Raw genomic sequence first — 22,104 nt, forward strand, 5'->3', positions numbered from 1 at the left:
GTTGAAATTCACTCACTCTCCAGGTTCAGTGAGTAGCTTTGATAGGTCAATTTTATAAGTAAGAATCCAAGTTTTCATTCCGTCGGTAGATTTATAGACATCCTTTTGATAATTATTGTCATCGATGATGGAATCAATCACCTTTATGTCAAATTCTTCCTTGCCACTATACCCGCCTTTTACAATAGTTGTCATTTTGCCTGCTATGATTTTTGAGGTGAACTGATGCCATCGTTGCGCTTTGGCATTGAGAAATAGAGCTTCCCATTGTTTTGTTGTAGTATTGTAGGTGCGGATATCTGTCGAAAAAAAACCATTGGGAGTGGTGAATTGAGATTGAAAAGTCCGGTGATCATCCAAAAATCGACCGGTAACCTGTGCACCACCCTCTATTTTTTTGAAACTACCATCTTCTTGCCTCATTTCCAGTTCGGACACCCAAACCCCACGGTAATACTCGAATTGCTTTAACTCACGAATAGAATGGTCGGCGTAACCATATTTGCTTTGAGCTTGCACTGTTTCCAATGATAAGAGAAGGAAAATAGTGCTAGTAAGATATTTATATGACATTTGGCCATTTTTTACTTAGAGACAATTGTAAGTGGTGAAACCATTATTGCCTTCTTAATAGGCATCGCCAGCAAAATACGATGAGTCTTGATGACAATTTCTGCTGTGTTTTGAGCTGTTGTGAAAACAATAATTTTAAATTGTAGACCATAGTTGGATGCTATATCTGAAAATAAATTACTCCCATATCATGGGAGCGCTTCTTATGATTATTGGCGCCTTGATCTTTGCATTAGAAATGAAATCAGCCAAACCTGCTAACTTCTTCGAAAAATCTGAAGTTATTTATCGATTGGGTTTAGGTATAGTGTTGATAGTATTTGGGTTGTATATAATCCTTTGTATTTTAGAATAAATGAAATCCACCAAACAAAGTATCATCGCGCTCGTAGTTTTCTTCATCGGCTGGCTCCTCATTGGATTGGGGTATGGAGATGTAGTAGCCGCACCATACAATAGTGTCATTTATGGAGCGGGCCTGATCTTATTTTTTGGAGGATTGTTGGCAACGGTTTATCTAGTATTTAGGTAGTCTCTACTGTCCTGTGGTGCTTCCTTTCTGTCGAGCATACCATAGTCTCTGATCACTTGAGCCACTCTCAGCCGATAATTCTTGAAGATAAATTCCCGACCTTTTTGCTGGGCTCCACGATGAATTTCTAAGTTCCTCCATTGTTTTAAAGAGGTTTCGTCCTTCCAAAAGGAAAGTGATAATATTTTCTCAGGTTGTGTGATGCTCTTGAATCTTTCTATCGAAATGAATCCTTCAATTTTTTCTAATTCTGGCTTTAGTTCAGCCGCTAGATCTAAATATTGCTGCCAGTGCTTTTCATGTGGAATAACTTCAAATATGACTGCGATTGAGCTTCTCTCTGTTTTTTGCTTGGTACTAGTTTTGTTCAAAAAGTGATCAACTTCATAGTAAAGTTCATGACGGCTTTTTTCAAGGTGCATGACATGGGTGCCTTTTTCAATTACCACATATTTTTTATAAGGTGAGTTTTTTAAGGAACTGAAGAGCTGCCCGCAATCCTCGTTGTTTGGATATTGGTCCCACTCGCCTCGTATCACTAGCGTAGGGGTGTTAATTTTCGTCGGATCATAGTAGGCCTTGTCATGAAGAAGATCTTCTACATCCTGATTGGGTCCCGCAGGATATTTGACAAACTTGTTTTGCTGTTGGCTAACAAAGGGGTCTGATTTTAACCATTGATCTCCCCAAGTTTCAAAGATCTCATTTTCCAATTGACAGTTGTACCCTGAGGGTGTTAAGTCTCTTAGACTGGCCATCCTTTGGTCAGGTGTTAACATTTTATAGGAAATTTTGAGCTGACTTTCGGCTCCTGTATTGTATCTAGGTGTTATGGCTGCAAATAGAACGAGTTGTGCCAATTGATCTGAATGCTCGGAAGCATAAAGAGCCGCCACACTTCCTCCCCATGAATGACCGATGAGACTGATTTTCTCCTTTCCTGTTTTTTTCTTTATGTAGTTGATCGCTCGGTCTACATCCTGTGAGGCAGACTGAGCTTTTCCCAAGGGTGTCCCCGTTTGATCATTGGACTGCATTTCTGGATAGCGTGATGAATGTCCATAACCCAAGAAGTCTAGCGCATAGACATCAAACCCCTTGGCTGCAAGGTGGCTCATCCAGGATATTCCGTCCATCTCAAACCCAAATGACAGCGCAGAGGGAAAGGATGACCCATGCAGAAAGAGTACAGGGTAATCATGAAGGATAATCTTGGGTTGCTGATGGATGATGGCAAGGGTCAAATTATTTGTTGAGCTTTTTAATTTTAATATTTCAGTGCTTCGCATGTGGGTAGTTTGGTTATGATGATCTTGGCCCATACTTCTTGTTATCGAACAGATGAACAAGGAGATATATATCATTGATTTCATTGACTGTTTGTTTGATTGTAGCAAAGTTGAGTAATTGCTATCTTAGACACTTCACTGATGATTGAACTATGGATGTAGATATTACCCAAGTAACTGCTTTAATTGGAAATCCTGTGAGGACTAACATATTGTGGAATCTTTTGGATGGGAGAGCGTACACGGCCACTGAGCTAGCCATCAGTGCAGATACCACTGCTCAAAACATAAGTATGCATCTAAGAAAACTTGTAGATGCGGAATTATTGTCGGTGGAAAGCCAGGGAAGGCATAAGTACTATCGGTTTGCAAGAAAAGAAGTGGCTTACGCCATAGAAGGCCTGGTGAATTTAATTCCTAAAAAAGAAGAGGCCAAAGTGGAGCAATCTGGAGTGAAATATTGCCGCACGTGCTATGATCACTTGGCAGGTAAGATTGGAGTGATGGTAGCGGAAGGGTTGTGCGAATCAGGTTTTATCAAGTTAAATGATAGAGCTTTTGATACCACTGAGTCTGGTTTGAAGTTTTTCAGTGAATTTGGAATAGACGTAGATCACTTGAAAAAACAAAGGCGTCTATTTGCTAAAGCGTGTTTGGATTGGAGTGAACGAAAGTTTCATTTGGCAGGGTCTTTAGGTGCGGCATTACTTGAGCGAATGATTGAGCTGGGATGGATGCGTCGGGTCAAACACTCTAGAGCGATGGTGATTACCTCGGAGGGGCAACGTCAATTGTATGAGAGATTAAAGGTTGTGGTTTAGTAACTGGGTCCTTTTATATTGTTGGTTAAGATTAGTTTTAAAATAGAAATGACTCTACAAAATTCGTGGCCAATTTGTAGAGTCATTTGGTGTATTAGATCTTGGTCAACTCCATCTCAAAAAATTGTTGCCAATTTTCTCCATCCATCGAGCGTTCGCCAATTTCCTTCCATGTACCATCTTTAATGGTCAATGAGTAGCGAATGGTAGTAGGTCCTGCTTCGATCCACCAGACCATATTGTTGGCGTCAATGATTTCAAATTTGGCCTGAGTACTCATGCCTTTAGAAACAAAGGAGTTCATCTGATACTGTTGGGTGAAGGAGTTGTAAGACAATATACCCAGCGCATCATGGACGGTCTGTTGGGTGCCGTCTTCCAATGTGATGACCCCTTTGCCCTCGGCCATGATTACCGTACCATCGAGTTTGTATTGTATTTTTTCAGTTACCTGAGAAGGCTCTTTTCCCTGAGGGGTAAAAAGATAGCCAGTGCCTTCCCAGTCTCCGACCATCAGATCTAGGGCTGCTATTTTTTGTTTGGCCTGTTGCGAAAAATCAGGTTGTGCTAACGCCAATATTGGCGAAAGGCAAAGGACGGTTATTATGATATTAGTTTTCATGATTGTGGTGTTTATGGTTATTCTATATAGTTTTTCAATGCTTGTACATAATTCTCAAAAGCGGTAATTCCTGTTTTGGTAACCTTGCAAGTAGTTAGTGGTTTCTTGCCTTTAAAACTTTTGGTCACCTCGATGTAGCCTGCAGTAGAGAGCTTGTCTATCTGCACGCTTAGGTTACCTGCTGTGGCTCCTGTTTTTTCTTTGATAAATGTGAAATCGGCAGATTCCAGACTGATAAGTAGACTCATGACAGCCAGCCTGAGCTGAGAATGCAGCAAGGGGTCTAGTGGGCTAAAGCCTTTCATTTTTCTGCTGATTTTAATAGATACCCTGGAATGAGATACCCCAATAGAATCCCGATGGCTCCAACTAAATATTGATCCGTCATAGGTATATTGAAGCAGACAATGGCTGCTATCCAAAGTGCTATAGCTCCAAAAATCAATGGTTTGAATTTGAGCATTCGGCCTGAAAGGTAGGTCCCGGCTCCGGCGAGCATCATTATCACTGCAGAATGGTTGTAGTTGATTTTTGACATAAACAGTAAGGATAAAATCAGGCAAATTCCCATGGCCAGCCATACCTCTCCATAGAGTCTTGAAAAGTGAGTTTTTGTGTGAGTCTCACTCTTTTGTTTGGAACCATACCAGATCGCTGCTATGGCTGCTGGAATGGTTAACACCCAGAAAATAAAAGGATATTCGAAGGAGGTGAACTTATCAAGTACGTAATGTCCAAGGTTGGCAATCATGACGACCCATCCCCACAGCAGGAAATAGAAGCTTCCACTTTGTTCGTAGTTGTTTTTTGCTTGTGCAATCATCTCGTTGATGATTTTTAAGCTTTCGGTATGTGATAGTTCTTCTTTCATAGCGTAAGTATAAACTAGTTTATAATATAAACCAAATACGAATTGTAAAATCAAAAGGTTCTCTTTGGTACAAAATATTTAGATTGGTTAGCTTCGAGTTTAGTTAAATCTACCTTATGAAATACATTCATCTTGTCTTAGCTTTAGTGGTTTTGAGTTGTCAATCTTTGCAAAAAGAAGACCTTGTTGGGCTTTGGGAATTAGAACGAGCACTTATGGATAAGAACCCTGTTTCGGACGAATCGACTTATTTGCAGATTCACCCAAACGGCAGCTACGCTGTTTCCAGGACGAGCGGTGATCTGAGTGGCGTTTATGTGTTGGGCGAAACTAAAATTCACTTTCAAGGGGCAGACCCCAAAAGTTGGTTCAATTCAGACTGGAAGGCCAAACGAGTGGAAGATCATTTGTTGCTGGCCGGTAGAGATGAGATCAACAGAAGAATAGAATTGAAGTTTGTTCAAGTAGATGAAATTCCATCATTTGGCGAGTTTGAAGAGCGCGTGATCGGGAAGTGGGAGATGTTTCTGATGATGAAAGATGGTATTCCTGAAAAAATGCCGAAAACTTTTATGACTATAGATGAAAAGGGTAATTATACCATTTCTGATACGACGGGTGTCATGGATTATGGAAAGACAGCCATAAATACCCGCCATCACAAGGTGATTTTCGAAAGAGATGAAACGTTGTGGGACGTTTGGTTTTGGGGAAGGGAGCTACGACTCCAAAACAAAGAAATGGGTATTCAGTACCATCTTAGAAAAGTGGGGTGATCAAAACATTTCCTCATTCATATTGATGGTCACATCCGAATCGCTACAAATGGTTTTTTGCAGTCCCTTGCATCTTGACATCTCGTACTTGTAGAAGTAATCGAGCGCATGGAGTTTGCCTGCTTTAAACTTTTCATCAGTTTGATCCAAAGTCGCCAAGCCTATTTTTAACCACTGCCAACCAATAACCACCGTGCTAAACAAATCCATGAAAATAGTAGCGTCTGCCAGATACTTCTCATGATTGCCCTGCATGGCAAAAGGCACCAAATGCCCTAAACAAGATTGAATGAGCTTTGAACTTTCACCAAGTGTGACAGCATAGTTTTTCAATTCTTCATGACCAAGCGCGGAGGTAATGGTGATTTCAATCTCTTTAGCCAAAAGCTGCAAGGCGGCTCCGTTGTTCATGGTCACTTTTCTGCCTAAAAGGTCAAGTGATTGAATCCCAGTAGTGCCTTCATAGATGGAGATGATTCGGATATCTCTTAGATACTGCTGAGAGATAAAATCCATCATATACCCATAACCACCCAAAACTTGAAGGCCAGTATCTACCGCGTTCTTTCCCGCTTCGGAAGGGTAAGTTTTAGCTATTGGATTAAGGATTTCTGTGAGTTGCTGGTATTTATTCTTTTCTTCTCCAATGGATGTGGCGTGCTTGTCGAGATAGTAAGAGCACTGCAATATCAAGCTCAAACAACCTTCAACTATCGCTTTTTGATGTAGGAGCATTCGCTTTACATCTGGATGATTGATGATGAGTGTTTGTTCTGCAGACGGATCCTTTTTACCCGAGCTTTGGAGTTTACGTCCCTGCGGTCGCTCCTTAGCATATTGCAATGATGCGTAATAGGCGGCTGAAGCAATGCCTGTCCCCATTCGACCAGTAGCTACTCTGGCCTCATTCATGAGCTGGAACATATAGCTCAACCCTTGATTAGCTTCTCCAATCAGATAACCAATACTTTCTCCGCTATCGCCAAAAGCTAGATGATTGGTGCAATATCCGCGCTGTCCGAGCTTCACAAACTCGCCAACAACATCTACATGGTTGTAATCGCCTTTGGATCCATCCTCATTCACATGATATTGTGGAACCACAAAGAGCGAAATGCCCTTTGTGCCTGCTGGTGCACCTTCGATCCTGGCTAAAACCAAATGAATGAAATTATCTGAAAACTGATGGTCGCTGGCCGAGATAAATATTTTTTGCCCCTTGATGGAAAAAGTGTCATTATCTAGTGGCTTGGCTAAAGAGGTAATATCCGATAGTGAGCTGCCAGCTTGTGGTTCAGTCAGACACATGGTGCCTCCCCATTCCATCGTGAGCATTTTTGGGACGTACTTTTGTTTCAATTCTTCTGTTCCAAAAGTAAGAATGACATTGGCCGCACCTGATGTGAGACCCAGATAACCAGTCACGTGATTGTTGGCTGCCTCCATAATGAAATACAGGGCATTAACTACCAACATGGGCATTTGCAAGCCGTTGTCTTCTTCGTTCATGGCTGCCGCTACCAATCCCATTTCGCCCGCTTTCTTTAAAATGGGTCCAAACTGTTCGTGTACTATAACTTTCCCGCCTTTAAACACACACGGCTTTTCATCCATCTCCTGAATGTACGGGAACAGAGCTGTATCACTAAAATCTTTTACAGCATCCAATAGCAGGTCTATGGATGCTTTGTCGTAAGCCTTGTATCGCTCGGCTTGTAGCAATTCATCTAAATGATGAACTTCTGATAATAAGAAGGCGAGCGTCTGTGGATCGTAGTATTTCATCTTCGAGAGGTTAAGTCCTTAAAATAATATTGATTCGTTGTAAAACCTCCATTACATCAATTTTTCTCTTCATTTTCCATACTCATTTATTGCGATTTTCACGAGCGAAAGAGGTGCCAAACTCTTTTTTATCCACCTACTGAGTAGTTTTTGAAGTTAACCCACTCCTAATAGATATAAACCGACCTAACCTAACCTATCGATAGTAAATGACCCGGGTCTAGTTTGTGTTTATATGTGGTGACGCAAGGTGCGTCGCACAGAGTTTTTATAACCAAAACCATAAACCTTTGTTACTATGTTAATTAAAACTTTACGTTTTGTTTTGGGGGCACTTTTGATGCTTCCAGCCCTGGTTTTTGCCCAATCCGTCGACCTTACCAATGATGGAGGGAATGTGTCTGCTGAGTACAACGACTCGCCGAACAACGAGGGTATCAGTAAGTTGATTGATAATTCATCTTCAACGAAATATTTGACTTTTCACGCTAGCGCATGGGTGCAGTACCAAGCCACTACTTCGTATGTGGTCACTAAGTATGCGATCACTTCAGCCAATGATGTGCCAGCAAGAGATCCTCAGAGCTGGACACTGAGTGGCTCCAATGATGGCGTGAATTTCTCAACTATTGATTCCCGTTCGGGTCAAGACTTTCCTAACCGTTTTCAGACCAGAGAGTTTACTTTTTCTAATGCTGCCGCTTACACTTATTATCGCTTAGATATGAATAACAATAGTGGAAACATTCTGCAACTCGCCGAATTGGCCATTTGGGGTGAGGAAGCCACTGTCGCTTCTGATTTTACTGATGATGGTGGCACGGTCTCAGCCGAATACAGTGACTCCCCGAACAATGAGGGTATCAGCAAATTGATTGATAACTCATCTTCTACCAAGTATCTGACTTTTCATTCTAGCGGATGGGTACAGTATCAGGCTAATTCATCGTATGTCTTATCTAGCTATACGATTACATCGGCTAACGATGCACCGCAAAGAGATCCATATAGCTGGACGCTAAGTGGTTCTAACGACGGGACCAATTTTAGCCAAATTGATACACGTTCAGGAGAAGACTTCGCCAATCGTTTTCAAACCAACACCTACAGCGTGAGTAATGCTTCATCCTACACGTACTACCGTTTGGATATGAACAACAATAGCGGGAATATCCTACAGTTGGCTGAGGTGGAACTTTTTGGGACTGGAGGTTCAAACAATACACAACCTATTGCTAATTTCTCAGCAAGTAGCACTTCAGTGAATGAAGGCGCTTCGGTATCTTTTTCTAACCAATCTACTAATGCAACCAGTTATGAATGGGAGTTTCCTGGAGGAAGCCCTTCTACCAGCTCTTCGGTTTCACCAGTCGTGACTTATTCTACAGAAGGTACCTATAGTGTTACACTTAGAGCACACAACGCCAACGGTACAGATGTGGAAACCAAAAACAACTACATCACGGTTACTTCTTCGAACAACAACTGTGATTGGGGCAATGATTTCTTGACACCAACTGTGTTGTTTACAGATTACGATGGAGTGACTACGGGTTCTCAAATTTTTCACCAAGTCATCTCCAACCCTGAGGCCTATATGCAACAGCGTTGCTTGGATGTAGCTCAGATTCTGTATCGGAGTTCATCGAATGCTCCAAGATTTCGTCAGTTGACTTTCGAGTTAAAAAATGAGGATTTTGTGGCTTATAAATGGGGTGGTGGAGATGCTATTGGTATTGCAGTAAGTACTCAGCACCTCACTAACATTTACAATCAATCCGGAGGAAATGCTCAGGTGGTAAAGGATGAAATAGATGGTATCTTGTTTCATGAGGTCACACATGGGTACAATAACTCACCGGTAACAGGAGGTACTTACGATGGGCAATCTCCATTTTGGGCCTATACAGAAGGTATTGCCGATGCGGTGAGAATCCATGCCGGTTTTCATCAGACCAGACAGCCCAATACAACAGATTCTCGAAAATGGCTAGGAGGGTATACCATCACTGGATTCTTCCTCCACTACATTTCCCAAACGTTTGATAAGAACTTCGTCTACAAGTTCAATGAAAAAGCGAAGTCTTTGGGTCAGTCCTGGTCATTTGATGCGGCGCTATTGTCCATCATTGGCCAGGATGCTCAGACCACCTGGAGCCAATACGTAAATTTCATCAATGGAGGAGGCTATTTAGACTACGATGGCAATTACCCTTGGGAACTTGACTGTCCGGACAACTTTATTGCCGCTTCTAGTTCGTCGAGAATTGGAGATGAGGTGAAAGAAGACTTACCTGTAAGCACGCTCAACGTATGGCCAAATCCGGTTTCTTCAGACTTGAATATTCAGTTTGGAGCAGCAGCGACTGGTACCATTCGATTGTACCAGTCTGCTGGCCTTGTAGTATCAGAACTAGAATTGATGGAAGAAAGATCTACTTTCTTGCCTGTGGATCAGCTGAAGCCTGGAGTATATATCCTCAAGATTCAGACCGATCTGGAAGTAAGTAGCCAAAAGATTATTGTTGAATAATCTAGTTTGTATCAAATCACTGCATCATTCGATGCAGTGATTTTTTCGTTGGTAGCTATGCTGATTCTAGCAATATTCTATATTTGGGCTTACCGAATTATGAATGAACAAAGTAGTCGCCAGGTTTCGAAATAGCAGCTCCGGTCAATACCTCCTAAAGCACAAGAAGTATGCACCTATTATCTTTTTTATAGGTGGTTTTGTTTTCGACTCTTTAACCTTAGGCCGGATAGACAGAGCGTACGACTTGACTATGTTGTGTATACACATGGTATCACTCAGTTTTACGATTTATGCTTTTAATCTGGCTGGTGACAATCGTTGGAAAAACACTTTTCTTGAGCGAATAGAACCGTACTTTCCGCTAGCCATTCAATTCTTTTTTGGCGCTTTGTCTAGTGCTTATGTGATATACTTTTCAAGGAGTGTCTCTCTCACCAAAACTGTTTCATTCTTTAGCATTCTTGTGGTGCTGTTTGTCGCCAATGAATTTCTAAAAAGAAAGTTGTCGAATAAGTACCTGCAGTTTAGCGTCTATAGCTTTATCAGCTTTACCTTTTTCACTTTTATGATTCCGGTGTTTATTAAACAGATGAACACTTTTGTCTTTGTATGTTCTGGACTGCTCAGTTTGGGGTGTACCCTGGCCTTGATTGTAAAAGTCTACCGTCGAAGTGCCCGCACGAGAAAAGAAGTGAGTTTAGGTAAGTTGCTGAGCTTGGTCGTGGGTATTTATTCCTTGATTTACGTTTTTTACTTTTTTAGACTTATTCCTCCAGTACCTCTGGCGCTCAAAAGTGGATTGGTGGGACATCAGGTGAAATTTGATGAAGGAAAGTACTCTGTGCTTTATGAGAAAGACGAATGGTATGTCTTTTGGCGAGCGCATCGGCTGAAACTACTCTGGCGACCGAATGAGAAGGTGTATGTGTTCACTTCCATCTTTGCTCCCACCAATCTGGAGAAATCTGTTTACCATCGCTGGAAATGGTTTAACCCCAAAGTTGAAACGTGGGAGGTCGTTGAAGATATTGGAATCAATGTAAGAGGAGGCAGGACTGACGGGTATCGTGGCTATACCTACAAGCATTGGGTGAAGCCGGGTCAATGGGAAGTGGAGGTAATCACAGAAGAGGGCTTGGTGCTCGGTATGGTAGATTTTGAAATTGTGAAGACACGGGAAGGGGTACCTAGAAATACGGCTGTGAAAGTGTTTTGAGATAATTCTAGTATTTTACAAAAAACAATGAACATGAAAAATCTAACAAGTATCTGTTTTTTGCTGATGCTCCTATTCAGTATATCCTGTGAGAAGCCAATCGAAAAGGAGGGTTATGTTAATGTAGAAGGAGGCAAGATTTGGTATAAGATAATAGGAGAGGGGCAGGGAATTCCTTTATTGATACTTCATGGCGGACCAGGGGCAAGAAGTTGCACCATGATTCCCGGTTTTTCGCACTTAGGAAAAGACAGACCAGTAATTTTTTATGATCAGTTAGGCTCAGGATTTTCGGATAGTCCTACAGATACTGCACTATGGCGAATGGACAGATTTATAGATGAGATAGACTTGCTGAGAGATCATTTAGCCTTGGATGAAGTGCATTTGCTAGGTCATTCGTGTGGTAGTACATTTACCATTGAGTATCTAGCTACACGGAAGCCCAAAGGGGTGAGGTCTGTGGTGTTTTCCAGCCCACTGATAAGTACATCACAATGGATGGCAGATGCTGAAATTCTGGTGTCTCAGCTTCCTGTACATATCAAGGATAGTATAACTAAGTATGAAGCGCTGGAGGATTATAAAGCACCAGAGTATTTGGCCGCTACGGACTCTTTTTATGCCAGACACTTGAGTCGAAGAGCCTGGCCTTATTTGCCAAATCCTACATGTGATGGAGCCGCAGAATTCAATAATCAAGTGTATAATCATATGTGGGGACCCACAGAATTTAAAGCCACGGGATCTTTGATGGACTTTGACCGAACACCATTCTTGAAGGAGATTACTGTCCCCATACTTTTTGTCACAGGAGAGTATGACGAAGCTCGCCCTGAAACGATTTATAAATTTCAGGAAATGTCCAACAACGCCTCTGTCGAAATCATAGAAGGTGCGGCACACATGACCATGATCGACCAGCCTGAACGCGTGACTGAAGCCATAGGTAACTTTTTGAACAAAGTGGAGAACGCCGAATAGCCTTACAGAAAGTGTGAAATGATGCTGTCATAGTTCAGGGCAACATAAAGCAAAATAGCTAGGTTGGCATAGATCAATACCGGGATCAACCAGATCAATACCACCAGTATCGAACCTTCATTCAGGTAAATGAGGGAAAGGCTCAGCACCAGACCCAGATATAAGTCCAACCCAATTTGTCTGGCCCAGTGTAACGGATACAGTTTTCTGAGTGTAGAGAAAAAATTCTCTTGTGAGCTACAGTAGAGAGAGTAGCTCAAAAAACTGAGATAAACACCCCAAATTAGATACTTGCCCAAAGGGTAGGCACTTTCGCTAATGAAAGGGTGTTCGCCTTTATGATTGAGAATCACCAATAGCACAAATACGAAATAAATCAACCATAGGAAATTGCGTTTTAGGAATCTCATCTTTAGTATGTTGGTTTGCTTTCTTAAAAATAGCGAATCTAATGTTTAGATAGTGGTCAGGAAAAGAAGAGATCTGCATTGCGGATTTCAATAATTAGCAAAATAAGAGTGGAACAATGCGGCAATCCTCTTCAGACTTCTTCTGAGTTTAGTTTTTGATACCACCTCAAAATCTCCTAATCTTGAGAATCAGAATAATAACTTGACGACCTCAAATCAAACATATTGAACACCAATGCCTAAGCTAATTTTGTTGTTCTTTTTATCGCTCTGTATCTCAGGGTACGGTCAAAACCCGGATTCACTTCTGGTGGTCAGTCCAGGAACCACTTTGAGTATTGGTTCCCTCAATGACTCATACAATGGTGCGTTTACGGCTAACAGAGATGACTATCGTTCTTTTGGATTCGATCTCACATTGAATTATCAAAATAAACTCTTTGGCTACTCGTCTTACAATGGCTATACCAATCGGAGCAGGAAGGATACGACAAACGAAGGTCGTTTGGATGAGCTTTTGTTCATGGGCGAGTACGAGATATGGAAATACAAGACCATTTCGATATTGCCTGTAATCGGACTTGTGTTTAGTGGAGACATGGGTGGAGCTGATATCCAAAATTCCATACATGAGGATGTGGATGAGCCTATCGTAAATCTCCCTTATGATTACGAAGGCATAAAAACATCCCTTCTTTTTGGAATTCAACTCAATCATAGGATCATTCTGGATAAAGTGAATCCTCAGGTCTTTATCAAGAATGAGATGAGTTTCGTACATGCGTTAGATTATGGGGACGACTTTAATCTGGGCTCTTACCTGATCTTGGGAAAAGAGCCCGGAACTCACTTTTCTTTTTCAATCTTCTATCAATACAAAGACTTTTGGGCATCGCCTACGCTAGAGGCGATTTCTAGTCAGGAGTCAGGATTGAGGCTGGGATTCAAGCAAGACGTATCCATTTTCACCCTTGGCTATGAGGCGTATCCTTTCTCTGGATTTGGCTATGGCCGAATTGGGGTGAATCTTTTGAAAACCAAAGATGATCAGGAGTACAAAAAAGCCGATGTGATTGTTGATTTTAAGGCTTTGTTGGATAGAGGAGGGTATTATTCCAATTACAAATGGGAGATGTTAGAAGTAAAAGGTCATAAAGTGAACGCCTCGATAGGGCACATGTATGGTACCTATACCAGTAACGTTATAGAAGCTCATCCGCAGGCGAGAGGACAATATTTTCAGTTAAATTTCGGGGTGGAGTCGTATGTATTCGAACTTAAGCCTAAGTGGCAGGTCAGCCCCTATCTAGGGGCTGGAATGGGCTTCAAAATAGAGTCTACCTTCTCCGGCCAGAATCCTGATATCAATACGCAAAACAACACGTCCGCTTTGGCTTATGCCGATGCAGGCGTCCGTTTGGGAGGGCCAGTGCGTATGATCTCAAAAAGTACCTTACTAGGCATTGTGGTAGGTGATATTGTCTCCTTGCCCTTTTCCTCTCAGCAACAGGAGTTGCCTGGTCAAACACTGTCTGTGCTTGAGATCAAGAATAACTTCTATGTAGGATTCAATTTTGTGATTGATATGTAAGCAAGAAACTTTCTAGTTGATCCAACACTAACATGAGGTATAGTCAGTTTGCGTCATCTGTCGATTGAGCTCCGCAAGATTCAGGTGTTTTAAACTTTACGGCGTCACTACTTTTACGTAAGATTAAAAAGACAAGAAGATGAGACTACAAGACAACATCAACTTTCAACGTATAGAAGAAGCTATCGGGTACATTAGGGCCAACTTCAAAAAGCAGCCTGGTTTAGATGAAGTCGCAGAGCATGTTCATCTGAGTCCATATCACTTTCAACGTATGTTTTCAGAATGGGCGGGTGTCAGTCCAAAGAAATTTCTTCAGCACATCAGTACTTCCTACGCCAAAAAGTTATTGAAAGATAATAAGGCAACGCTATCGGAGGCTTCTCATGAAATAGGCCTCTCTGGTACAAGTCGTTTGCATGATCTCTTCATCAACATTGAAGGAATGACGCCTGCTGAGTATAAGTACGGAGGTAAAAATCTCAACATCAGTTACAGTTTTGCTGATAGTCTTTTCGGTGAGATCATTGTAGCCTCTACTTCTAAAGGAATTTGTTATCTGGCTTTTTCGGAAAACAAGGCGCACTCATTAAATGAGCTGAAAAATCAGTTTCCAAATGCGGAATTTGATCAACACCTGGATATGTTCCAACAAAATGCACTGTTCATCTTTACGCATGACTGGAGCAAATTAAGTGAAATCAAACTGCACCTGAAGGGAACGGATTTTCAGTTGAAAGTTTGGGAAACGCTGATCAAAATTCCGGAAGGTAGTCTAACCAATTATGGCCAAATAGCTCATAGTATAAACAAACCGAATGCTTCGCGAGCAGTGGGCACTGCCATAGGCAACAATCCAGTAGCTTACCTTATTCCATGTCATAGAGTAATCCAGTCGAACGGAAACATTGGAGAATATCATTGGGGAAGTAACCGAAAAACCGCGATGATTGGTTGGGAGGCGGTTCGATCAAATTAATTGTCCTCTTATCAGAAATCTGGAGTGCATCCATACGCAACGCGAAATTGCTCCGGCCCCTCACATTATTAGAAATTTAAGCTAAATGAAAAACATAGATAGTCTATCCTGGGAGGCCATTCAGCATTCGCTGAATTCATGTGGTTTTGCAACTATCAAAAGCCTCATGACTCACAACGAATGTGAGAAAATGATATCCATATACGATGAAAATTCAACCTATCGAAAAACGGTCATGATGGAGCGCCATAGGTTTGGAAAGGGTGAATACAAGTATTTTGATTATCCACTTCCACCAACCATTTTGGGCATTCGCAAAAGTATTTATCCTCATCTGGTTCCCATTGCCAATCAATGGATGAAGGTATTGAAGTTTGAAATGGAATACCCAACTATCCACGATGATTTTATACAGCGTTGTCACGAGCAAGGCCAGCAAAAACCAACGCCATTGATATTGAGTTATAAAAAGAGTGGTTTCAATACTTTGCATCAGGATTTATATGGAGAGGTGTATTTTCCTTTTCAGCTAGCTGTTTTTCTGTCGGAGTATGGGTCTGAATATGAAGGAGGCGAGTTTGTACTCACCGAACAGATACCTCGATCTCAGTCCAAACCGATAGTATTAAAACCGAAAAAAGGAGATGCCTTAATATTTGCCACATCCTACAGACCGATAAATGGTCGGAGAGGTTATTATAGGGGGAATTTGCGGCATGGAGTGAGTGAAGTGACTTCAGGCGAACGTTTTACTTTGGGAATAATATTTCATGATGCAACGAGCTAAAATAACTTTACATCTTTCTATAGCCAATTTGGATTTGCACCGACACATAAGATCCGGTAAAATTCGCCTGGCGGGCAATAGTAGATTGAAAATTTTTGGCCAACTCAATTGCCGTTCAGGAAAACGCATGAATAAAAAGAATCGTGTATTCTTTATGGATGAGAATCAGGCCATTGTTGCAGGTTACAGGCCCTGCGGACATTGTATGAAAAAGAAATACGAATTATGGAAGACACAAAGGAAAGATGAGCAGTCTACGGTTATTTGAATTTGAACAGAACCCGACTAAAAATTGGTTGCCGTATGAAGGTCAAGTCAATTACCTGGGAAAGGTATTTGAACAATCAAAAGCCGACCAAATGATGAATACATTACTTACTGAGATTTGTTGGGAGTCGGATAAGGCCGTCATCTTTGGAAAGACCATTGAAACCAAAAGGAAAGTAGCCTGGTATGCCGAGCAGCCTTTCTCGTATCGCTATTCGGGTATCACTAAGGTGGCTCTACCCTGGACAGAGCAGCTGCAGGCCATCAAGGAGGCTGTGGAACAACATACCAATGAATCTTACAATTCCTGTTTGCTCAATTTGTACCATAATGGAGTGGAAGGCATGGCATGGCACAGCGATGGAGAAACTGAGCTAAAGAAGAATGGAACGATCGCCTCTGTAAGTTTTGGTGCTGAGCGGAAGTTTTCATTTAAGCACAAGAGCACTAAAGAACGCGTAGACCTTCTTTTGGAGCATGGAAGCCTGATGGTGATGAAAGGAGTCACGCAAACCCATTGGCTTCATCGACTTCCACCTACGAAAAAAGTAAGCCACCCGAGAGTGAATTTGACATTTCGGCAAATGATGTATTAATAAGTGCTTTGCTTATTTACAGGTAAGCGAGGAGAAGCTCAATCTGAAATTGAAAAAGCTACAGAAATTATTCAACAAACGTTCTTAAGTGTTAATTACAATAATATCGACAAAATATTCAATGTATCAGACACGATTTTAATTGAAGAATCAAAGAAGCTTGAATTGCTTCCGCCAGTTGAGAATAAAACAAAATCTAACAAGCGCTAAAATCCGTTGGAGACCCACTTGCAAGGAGCTATCGAATTAAAAACCATTTCTAATCCGCTGGTAACTACTCCGCTGGCGCAAGTTTGTAACTTGTGCCCCACCTCATGCTATATGATCGAATTATATTAAGCCTCTTTCTTCAACACTCCTTCCTCCAACAGCTTTTTAATCACGATCTCAGTCATTTCGCTTTTGAATTTGAATTCATCGCGGATGTCTAAGACGTAGGCTTTGATCTTCATTTTGATTATCGACTGGCGCTCTTTGTATTCGTTGGCAAAGATGACAACGATGGGTTTGTTGAGGTAGATGTATTTGGATACTTGAGCGGCTTGCGTGGCCAGGGCTCGGACATGCACAGTGTCTACATCTATGGGTAGGTAGATCTCAGCCACCACCTGGCAGTTGGCTTCGCCGGCGTTGGCATTGGAAACCGAGCTGTTCATAATCTCGCCATTCGGTATGGTCACCAAATTGTCGTCCGGGGTGACGATACGCGTCGAACGCAGACCGATTTCTACTACCTCACCATACGTGTCGCCCACTTGTATTTTGTCACCTGAGTTGAAAGGCCTATCAAAAAGGATTACGATGCCGCCAAAGATGTTTTTGAGAATATCCTGTGAGGCAAAACCAACTGCTACTCCTATAGAGGCAGAGAAAGCCAATACCGTGGCTGCTGGTGGCTGATAAATGCCAACCACAATCAAGAAAATGACTACTACCCAGCCCAGGATCTTCACCACGGGAATAATGCTCTTGATGGTGATGCGATACTTAGTACTACGCTCGGCAAAGACTTCAAGAATACGAGAAGTAAACTTGATCACGAAATAGCCAGTGATGATAAATATCAGACTCCAAAATAAGTTTGGGATAGAAATGAGCTCGGAAACTGATGGAGGAGTTTTGAGATTGACCTTCTTTTTCTCAGTGCTTTGTCGTGCATACTGGGCTGAATCCAGCGTATGAACAGAATCTACCTTGGCCACTACGATGGAGTCGATCTTGGCCAGATTCAGACTATCCACGGCTTGACCAAAGGCGCTCAAGCCGAGCAGATAAAGGAATATGAAAACTAACTTTTTCATTTTAATGAATAAGATTTCTTGACTTCAACAAACTGATCGTATTTCTGTATACAATGGGATTAACCATATAATTCTCATTGGTTTTTACCAAAATGCCATCTTCCAATAAGGCCAATAATGTCAACTCGCAATTTTTTGCTGTCACATTCAAAACCTGAGCCAACTGCTCAATAGTCAGGCCGTCGTGCAAGACCAGCGCATGCAGCGCATAGATTTTGTCCATAGCAAGTACGGTCAAAAAGTTCAGGTTTGGCCTCTTGAAAGTCCCCACAGTGATGGTGCTGTCATCTACTTCCTTCGTGGAGAGTAGCCAATATATTAGTGCCAGACTGATGTTGCTTTGAGCGAAGCTGTTGAGCTCTGAGAAGAATTTCTTCTTCAGCCATTCCTGCTGCTCGGCTTCATTCAATTTAGCGAACTTCTTATCACTGGCAGCGCTGGCATCCACTTCGAACTGAATTTTGAATCCACTGATTCGATTTCGCTTCCAGATGATATTAATGATCTGTTCGCTGGTTAATGTTTTTAGCTCAATCACATAACTGAAGTACTCATTGATATTGATTGTCTTTTGTAAGTAAGTCCAGGTATAGACAGTGGTACTCGTTATCCAAAACACATTCTTGTAGGTCTTATTCACCAATTGAAAAAGTAGCTGCATGGCTTCAAATCCATGTACCTTGCGCTGGAATAAGTTTTGAATGTCTTCCAAAATAACCACTCTTTTGGGAGAGGAGTTAAGGAAGTCAATGCCGTCATCCAAGCTATCGAAAGCGTCTTCTTTGAATGCAGTTTGCATCAGTTGAATGAAGTGATCTTTGGTGCATCCATTATCAACCATTTTCATGCGAGTGATAGTGAACGGAAAGCTGCCTTGATGCAAAATATAGGTAAGAAATGAGGTCAAGCCACTCCACTTTTCACCCAAGACCACAGTAGCGGCGTAGTGACCTTTTTGCCAACTTTCGAAGGCTTTTTTCAAAGTAAGAAATTCTTCATTTCTGCCTTCGAAGAGTTCCAGGTCTTCCAAAGGTTCGATCTGGTACAAGCGTTTGTATATCAAAGGTAGCTTGTCGATGGCCTGCTGTGATTCTAGTAAGAAATCAGAAACTTGCTTAGAGATCTCAGGTTTTTTGGCCGTGAGTACAAAGTTTTCACTCAGGGCGCTGAGCTGATGACGAGCGTCATTGTACACACTAAGTAAGACTAGCATGATACGCTTCTTACGCGTAGTCATTTTTTCTTCCAGTTTTTGACGAACCTCTTTGGCCTGTTGGGTGGCTTTGGCCTTAGTGATACGCATGCGAAGCTCCCTGACATTCTCATTGAATGTCAATTCTATGACGCCGTCACAAAAGGTGTTTATAGCGGTCTCCAACTCATTACCGTTGATCACCATTGCTTCGTTGAGCTGATTGCGCTCCTCGATCAATCGGGTGGCTGCACGTTTCAGACCTTCTTCTGCAATAGAAATAGCTTCCTGCGGATCGCGTTGCTGATCCATGGAGGCTATGCCGGACGACAAACTGAAAGTAATGATGTGATCGAGATCTTTCACATTCTCCACCATTTTCTCCAGAGAAGAAAAAGAGGACTGTTTGATCGATTCCACCTGTTTTTTGAAGGCTGGTAAAGTTTCAAAAGCTATCAATTCATGTGGAGAGATTACCTTTAACTCTTCAGTTTTGATTGGCTCATCATAGGTGTCAGTTTTCACGATGACTCGTTCATCGGACAGCTCGGTGACCTGATTAGCAATGTTTACTTCGAGTTTGTTAATCAGATTGATAATCGTCTGGTTGGATAGTTTGTCGCAAAGCCTAGGTACGACTTCCTTATCCAGTTTCTTTACCGCTAGATAGTTGAGTCGTTTAAGTTCTTTGGCGATAGACTCATGCTCCTTATTCAAAGAGCCCATGCATTCATCAATGAATGAATTGATTTCATCCATCTCTGGACCAATGTATTCGTCTATTTTCTTGAACTGCGTGGATTGAAACTCCAATAAACTGGCGAGCGTTTTGTGCTTGAGTAAATTGATATTGAGATCCATGCGCCATTCTTCGAATAGGGCATAGTTGGTATTGCGCCACTCTAAATCATTGAGACTCCACTGGCTTTTGGAGGATTCTATTTTTTTGGTCGTAATCTCATTACTCAAGCGAGCTTCGGGTAATTCAAAGGTGCCCGCTTTTTCGTATTCCAGTTTAAAATTTCTAGCATTGGGTCCAGTGATTTCTTTGATTTTGGTCTTTATAGACTGGAGTAATTCGTTTTTGAAATTGAGGATTTCATCCGCTGAATATTTGAGACTTTCTTGATCTCCTTGACTAAGCTTTTCCTCCCATTCTTTGAGCTTAATGAATTGTTGGGCGAGAGAAAGGTAAAGCAATTCAGATACCGATTGAAGGTCGTTCAATAATTGAGCAAAGAAGTGCTTCTTGGCTAAGTTTCTAAGTGGAATTTCATGTTTCCAATAGGGCTTCTGTTTTTTCTCTTTTCTGAAAATATTGGAGATCGTGTTGGGCAAGCAGGCAAGCTGATAGCCAAACCTCTTACCAACTTTGAAAGCTTTGACCCAGGACTGATCAGTGTCGACAGCAAAAAACCGGTCATGACTTTGTTCTATGGTTTGATAGATCGATACTTCTTCAAGAATCTCTTGGAGGTCATGCAAGAAGGATTCATGAAGCACGGCCAGGTCATTCGATTCAGGTTTAGGCCATAGCGATTCAATTCGGCCCAGTAGTTCAGACTTGAATGTGGCCAATTGGGCATCGGAAGATCGTTTTTTTGCTGGTAGGGCATAGTAGGTATTCACTTGCTCTACGATCAGTAGCATGTGATCAATTTCCTGATCCAGGAGTTCTGTAATCTTAGCTTGAAAGTGTTTTTTCAAGCATTTATCAATTTTACTAACTATATCCTCTGTGATAGAAGCCATTACTTTTGAATTATAAGTAAAGATTAGTCAATAAAAGTGATTTTACCCCTAATAAATAGGCGGCATTTTGAAAATATTCTTGAATATCAGGGTTAGTAAAAGGCTAGAAGGTTTCGCCAATCTGGAAGCTAACGCTCCAATCGTCTACGCCCACACCTGCATCAAGTCCCACATTCATGTGATTTTGAGGGAATACATTGATTCGGAAACCGCCACCTACAGAAGGAAGCAATTTGCCATTATCGGCAGTCATATTTTTGTTGTGCACCATGGCCATGCCTGCAAACCCTACCAGGCCAAATCGCTCTGTGGGATTCCACCGATACTCTCCTTGTAAGGCATAGAGTTGTTCACCACGATACTCACCCTGCGAATAGCCTCTCAAATCATTTCCACCTAAAATAAATTGCTGATTGAAATCCAATTCTCCAATGCCGATACCCAGAAATAACCTGGCTGCAAAAATATCCTTGTTTTGTCGGGCACTGAAATACTGATTATGGTCGATGGTGATTTTATTCGAAGACACTTCGTTGCCGAAGAAATCTGGATAGAAGTTGTAATTGAAATTAGTAAGATAGCCACCTCTAGGATAGTATACATCATCTCGTTTGTCGTATGACCAGATCAGTTTCCCTCCATGTAGGGAGGTAAATTCGGTGGGGGAATCATCAACATCATAGGAGGTAGCAAAGTGGGTATAAACATAACCCAGGCCCGCATACATAGAGGGAGCTACTTTTCGCTGTACATCTACGCTCAAATAGTCGAGTCCCGTACTATAATCAATAATTTCTGGAGCTCCCGGCAGATCCGGGTAAAACTGAAAATTTACGTTGCCCGTAACAGCTGCAGCAGTGATTCTGTAGGTATCTTCTTTTAAATAGAATTTTCCGAAAACTCCACCCATCCAGGTTTCATTGGAGGTACGCATGATGATGCCTCCGGTCAATGATTGAGGGGAAATCGTGTCTTTTTTATTGATCGTGTACATAGCCATAGGAATCAAGCCATATGAAAATCCCAGACTTCGATCATAGTTGACATAAGGAATGGGTAGGAAACTGAAATTTTTAGTGCTGTCCGATCGCGGAGCAGCTCCCCCTAAAAATTGTCCAAAACTCAGTTGGCAGGTCAGTAGTAGCGTGGCTAGCAGGAGAATGTACTTGTTCAAAATGCTATTTTTTTTAATCTTCCTAATTGAGGAGTTAAAGATAGAACCAT

General features: G+C 41.7%; 21 protein-coding genes. 11 read left to right on the top strand and 10 right to left on the bottom strand.

All coding sequences use genetic code 11. The annotated features are described in order from the left end of the window. Positions 1–12: 12 nt before the first annotated feature. Entirely contained in the window at positions 13–573 is a 561-nt protein-coding gene (locus tag ACO6S2_RS08315; RefSeq protein WP_422362031.1) for a hypothetical protein, read from the bottom strand. Between the two features lie 355 nt (positions 574–928). Between ACO6S2_RS08315 and ACO6S2_RS08320 the strand changes: the two genes are divergently transcribed. After that, the gene (locus ACO6S2_RS08320; RefSeq protein ID WP_422362032.1) at positions 929–1,105 is read left to right on the top strand and encodes a hypothetical protein; all 177 of its coding nucleotides are present in this window, start codon (positions 929–931) and stop codon (positions 1,103–1,105) included. Here ACO6S2_RS08320 and ACO6S2_RS08325 read toward each other — a convergent pair. Further along, on the bottom strand, positions 1,087–2,478 hold the full coding sequence (locus tag ACO6S2_RS08325; RefSeq protein ID WP_422362033.1) for an alpha/beta fold hydrolase: 1,392 nt from the start codon (positions 2,476–2,478) through the stop codon (positions 1,087–1,089). The genes ACO6S2_RS08320 and ACO6S2_RS08325 overlap by 19 nt on opposite strands. 68 nt (positions 2,479–2,546) lie before the next feature. On the opposite strand from ACO6S2_RS08325, the gene ACO6S2_RS08330 reads away from it, so the two are divergent. Next, positions 2,547–3,215, top strand: a complete 669-nt coding sequence (locus tag ACO6S2_RS08330) for an ArsR/SmtB family transcription factor (RefSeq protein WP_422362034.1) — start codon at positions 2,547–2,549, stop codon at positions 3,213–3,215. Positions 3,216–3,309: 94 nt separating this feature from the next. On the opposite strand, the gene ACO6S2_RS08335 is transcribed toward ACO6S2_RS08330, so the two are convergent. From ACO6S2_RS08335 to ACO6S2_RS08345, 3 genes are read right to left on the bottom strand one after another with little or no spacing between them, the layout of a single operon-like run. After that, positions 3,310–3,837, bottom strand: a complete 528-nt coding sequence (locus ACO6S2_RS08335; protein WP_422362035.1) for a hypothetical protein — start codon at positions 3,835–3,837, stop codon at positions 3,310–3,312. A 17-nt stretch (positions 3,838–3,854) separates the two neighbouring features. Beyond that, positions 3,855–4,142, bottom strand: coding sequence for a winged helix-turn-helix domain-containing protein (locus tag ACO6S2_RS08340; protein ID WP_422362036.1), 288 nt, complete (start codon positions 4,140–4,142; stop codon positions 3,855–3,857). Beyond that, positions 4,139–4,708 carry a hypothetical protein gene (locus ACO6S2_RS08345; protein ID WP_422362037.1) on the bottom strand — a complete coding sequence of 190 codons (570 nt, stop codon included), beginning with the start codon at positions 4,706–4,708 and terminating at the stop codon, positions 4,139–4,141. Before ACO6S2_RS08345 ends, ACO6S2_RS08340 begins: the two co-directional genes overlap by 4 nt. A gap of 116 nt (positions 4,709–4,824) precedes the next feature. On the opposite strand from ACO6S2_RS08345, the gene ACO6S2_RS08350 reads away from it, so the two are divergent. Continuing rightward, positions 4,825–5,484 (top strand): hypothetical protein, encoded by a 660-nt coding sequence (locus ACO6S2_RS08350; RefSeq protein WP_422362038.1) that lies wholly within the window; start codon positions 4,825–4,827, stop codon positions 5,482–5,484. Here the strand turns inward: ACO6S2_RS08350 and ACO6S2_RS08355 are convergent, their stop codons facing one another. Continuing rightward, entirely contained in the window at positions 5,485–7,269 is a 1,785-nt protein-coding gene (locus ACO6S2_RS08355; protein ID WP_422362039.1) for an acyl-CoA dehydrogenase, read from the bottom strand. A 298-nt stretch (positions 7,270–7,567) separates the two neighbouring features. Between ACO6S2_RS08355 and ACO6S2_RS08360 the strand changes: the two genes are divergently transcribed. The 3 genes from ACO6S2_RS08360 to ACO6S2_RS08370 all read left to right on the top strand — a co-directional run bounded on the left by ACO6S2_RS08360 (position 7,568) and on the right by ACO6S2_RS08370 (position 12,005). Next, entirely contained in the window at positions 7,568–9,802 is a 2,235-nt protein-coding gene (locus tag ACO6S2_RS08360) for a basic secretory protein-like protein (RefSeq protein WP_422362040.1), read from the top strand. A 103-nt stretch (positions 9,803–9,905) separates the two neighbouring features. Further along, a complete protein-coding gene (locus ACO6S2_RS08365) occupies positions 9,906–11,021 on the top strand; it encodes a DUF2914 domain-containing protein (RefSeq protein WP_422362041.1) in 1,116 nt (371 codons plus the stop codon). Positions 11,022–11,054: 33 nt separating this feature from the next. Next, positions 11,055–12,005 carry a proline iminopeptidase-family hydrolase gene (locus ACO6S2_RS08370; RefSeq protein WP_422362042.1) on the top strand — a complete coding sequence of 317 codons (951 nt, stop codon included), beginning with the start codon at positions 11,055–11,057 and terminating at the stop codon, positions 12,003–12,005. Between the two features lie 2 nt (positions 12,006–12,007). Here the strand turns inward: ACO6S2_RS08370 and ACO6S2_RS08375 are convergent, their stop codons facing one another. Beyond that, a complete protein-coding gene (locus ACO6S2_RS08375) occupies positions 12,008–12,415 on the bottom strand; it encodes a hypothetical protein (RefSeq protein WP_422362043.1) in 408 nt (135 codons plus the stop codon). A 235-nt stretch (positions 12,416–12,650) separates the two neighbouring features. On the opposite strand from ACO6S2_RS08375, the gene ACO6S2_RS08380 reads away from it, so the two are divergent. The 5 genes from ACO6S2_RS08380 to ACO6S2_RS08400 all read left to right on the top strand — a co-directional run bounded on the left by ACO6S2_RS08380 (position 12,651) and on the right by ACO6S2_RS08400 (position 16,635). After that, on the top strand, positions 12,651–14,006 hold the full coding sequence (locus tag ACO6S2_RS08380) for a hypothetical protein (RefSeq protein ID WP_422362044.1): 1,356 nt from the start codon (positions 12,651–12,653) through the stop codon (positions 14,004–14,006). A 139-nt stretch (positions 14,007–14,145) separates the two neighbouring features. Beyond that, complete coding sequence (locus ACO6S2_RS08385) at positions 14,146–14,985, top strand: bifunctional helix-turn-helix domain-containing protein/methylated-DNA--[protein]-cysteine S-methyltransferase (protein WP_422362045.1); 840 nt, start codon at positions 14,146–14,148, stop codon at positions 14,983–14,985. Positions 14,986–15,070: 85 nt separating this feature from the next. Beyond that, positions 15,071–15,772, top strand: coding sequence for a 2OG-Fe(II) oxygenase (locus ACO6S2_RS08390; protein ID WP_422362046.1), 702 nt, complete (start codon positions 15,071–15,073; stop codon positions 15,770–15,772). Then, the gene (locus ACO6S2_RS08395; protein ID WP_422362439.1) at positions 15,759–16,040 is read left to right on the top strand and encodes an Ada metal-binding domain-containing protein; all 282 of its coding nucleotides are present in this window, start codon (positions 15,759–15,761) and stop codon (positions 16,038–16,040) included. The genes ACO6S2_RS08390 and ACO6S2_RS08395 overlap by 14 nt, the downstream gene beginning before the upstream one ends. Further along, on the top strand, positions 16,018–16,635 hold the full coding sequence (locus ACO6S2_RS08400; RefSeq protein WP_422362047.1) for an alpha-ketoglutarate-dependent dioxygenase AlkB family protein: 618 nt from the start codon (positions 16,018–16,020) through the stop codon (positions 16,633–16,635). Before ACO6S2_RS08395 ends, ACO6S2_RS08400 begins: the two co-directional genes overlap by 23 nt. A 335-nt stretch (positions 16,636–16,970) precedes the next feature. Here ACO6S2_RS08400 and ACO6S2_RS08405 read toward each other — a convergent pair whose 3' ends face one another. The 3 genes from ACO6S2_RS08405 to ACO6S2_RS08415 all read right to left on the bottom strand — a co-directional run bounded on the left by ACO6S2_RS08405 (position 16,971) and on the right by ACO6S2_RS08415 (position 22,054). Further along, the gene (locus ACO6S2_RS08405) at positions 16,971–17,936 is read right to left on the bottom strand and encodes a mechanosensitive ion channel family protein (RefSeq protein ID WP_422362048.1); all 966 of its coding nucleotides are present in this window, start codon (positions 17,934–17,936) and stop codon (positions 16,971–16,973) included. Position 17,937: 1 nt separating this feature from the next. Further along, entirely contained in the window at positions 17,938–20,835 is a 2,898-nt protein-coding gene (locus tag ACO6S2_RS08410) for a hypothetical protein (protein ID WP_422362049.1), read from the bottom strand. A 148-nt stretch (positions 20,836–20,983) separates the two neighbouring features. After that, a complete protein-coding gene (locus ACO6S2_RS08415; protein WP_422362050.1) occupies positions 20,984–22,054 on the bottom strand; it encodes a BamA/TamA family outer membrane protein in 1,071 nt (356 codons plus the stop codon). Positions 22,055–22,104: the final 50 nt, after the last annotated feature.

The organism is Reichenbachiella sp. (genome assembly GCF_965233835.1).
In the GTDB taxonomy this organism is placed as follows: Bacteria; Bacteroidota; Bacteroidia; order Cytophagales; family Cyclobacteriaceae; genus Reichenbachiella.

Bases quoted from the DNA above. Each gene is read 5' to 3' on its own strand.
- ACO6S2_RS08340 (WP_422362036.1), bottom strand. From the start codon at position 4,142: ATGAAAGGCTTTAGCCCACTAGACCCCTTGCTGCATTCTCAGCTCAGG.
- ACO6S2_RS08335 (WP_422362035.1), bottom strand. From the start codon at position 3,837: ATGAAAACTAATATCATAATAACCGTCCTTTGCCTTTCGCCAATATTG.
- ACO6S2_RS08345 (WP_422362037.1), bottom strand. From the start codon at position 4,708: ATGAAAGAAGAACTATCACATACCGAAAGCTTAAAAATCATCAACGAG.
- ACO6S2_RS08395 (WP_422362439.1), top strand. From the start codon at position 15,759: ATGCAACGAGCTAAAATAACTTTACATCTTTCTATAGCCAATTTGGAT.
- ACO6S2_RS08365 (WP_422362041.1), top strand. From the start codon at position 9,906: ATGAACAAAGTAGTCGCCAGGTTTCGAAATAGCAGCTCCGGTCAATAC.
- ACO6S2_RS08360 (WP_422362040.1), top strand. From the start codon at position 7,568: ATGTTAATTAAAACTTTACGTTTTGTTTTGGGGGCACTTTTGATGCTT.
- ACO6S2_RS08405 (WP_422362048.1), bottom strand. From the start codon at position 17,936: ATGAAAAAGTTAGTTTTCATATTCCTTTATCTGCTCGGCTTGAGCGCC.
- ACO6S2_RS08375 (WP_422362043.1), bottom strand. From the start codon at position 12,415: ATGAGATTCCTAAAACGCAATTTCCTATGGTTGATTTATTTCGTATTT.
- ACO6S2_RS08385 (WP_422362045.1), top strand. From the start codon at position 14,146: ATGAGACTACAAGACAACATCAACTTTCAACGTATAGAAGAAGCTATC.
- ACO6S2_RS08330 (WP_422362034.1), top strand. From the start codon at position 2,547: ATGGATGTAGATATTACCCAAGTAACTGCTTTAATTGGAAATCCTGTG.
- ACO6S2_RS08390 (WP_422362046.1), top strand. From the start codon at position 15,071: ATGAAAAACATAGATAGTCTATCCTGGGAGGCCATTCAGCATTCGCTG.
- ACO6S2_RS08350 (WP_422362038.1), top strand. From the start codon at position 4,825: ATGAAATACATTCATCTTGTCTTAGCTTTAGTGGTTTTGAGTTGTCAA.
- ACO6S2_RS08380 (WP_422362044.1), top strand. From the start codon at position 12,651: ATGCCTAAGCTAATTTTGTTGTTCTTTTTATCGCTCTGTATCTCAGGG.
- ACO6S2_RS08355 (WP_422362039.1), bottom strand. From the start codon at position 7,269: ATGAAATACTACGATCCACAGACGCTCGCCTTCTTATTATCAGAAGTT.
- ACO6S2_RS08320 (WP_422362032.1), top strand. From the start codon at position 929: ATGAAATCCACCAAACAAAGTATCATCGCGCTCGTAGTTTTCTTCATC.
- ACO6S2_RS08400 (WP_422362047.1), top strand. From the start codon at position 16,018: ATGAGCAGTCTACGGTTATTTGAATTTGAACAGAACCCGACTAAAAAT.
- ACO6S2_RS08370 (WP_422362042.1), top strand. From the start codon at position 11,055: ATGAAAAATCTAACAAGTATCTGTTTTTTGCTGATGCTCCTATTCAGT.
- ACO6S2_RS08325 (WP_422362033.1), bottom strand. From the start codon at position 2,478: ATGAAATCAATGATATATATCTCCTTGTTCATCTGTTCGATAACAAGA.
- ACO6S2_RS08315 (WP_422362031.1), bottom strand. From the start codon at position 573: ATGTCATATAAATATCTTACTAGCACTATTTTCCTTCTCTTATCATTG.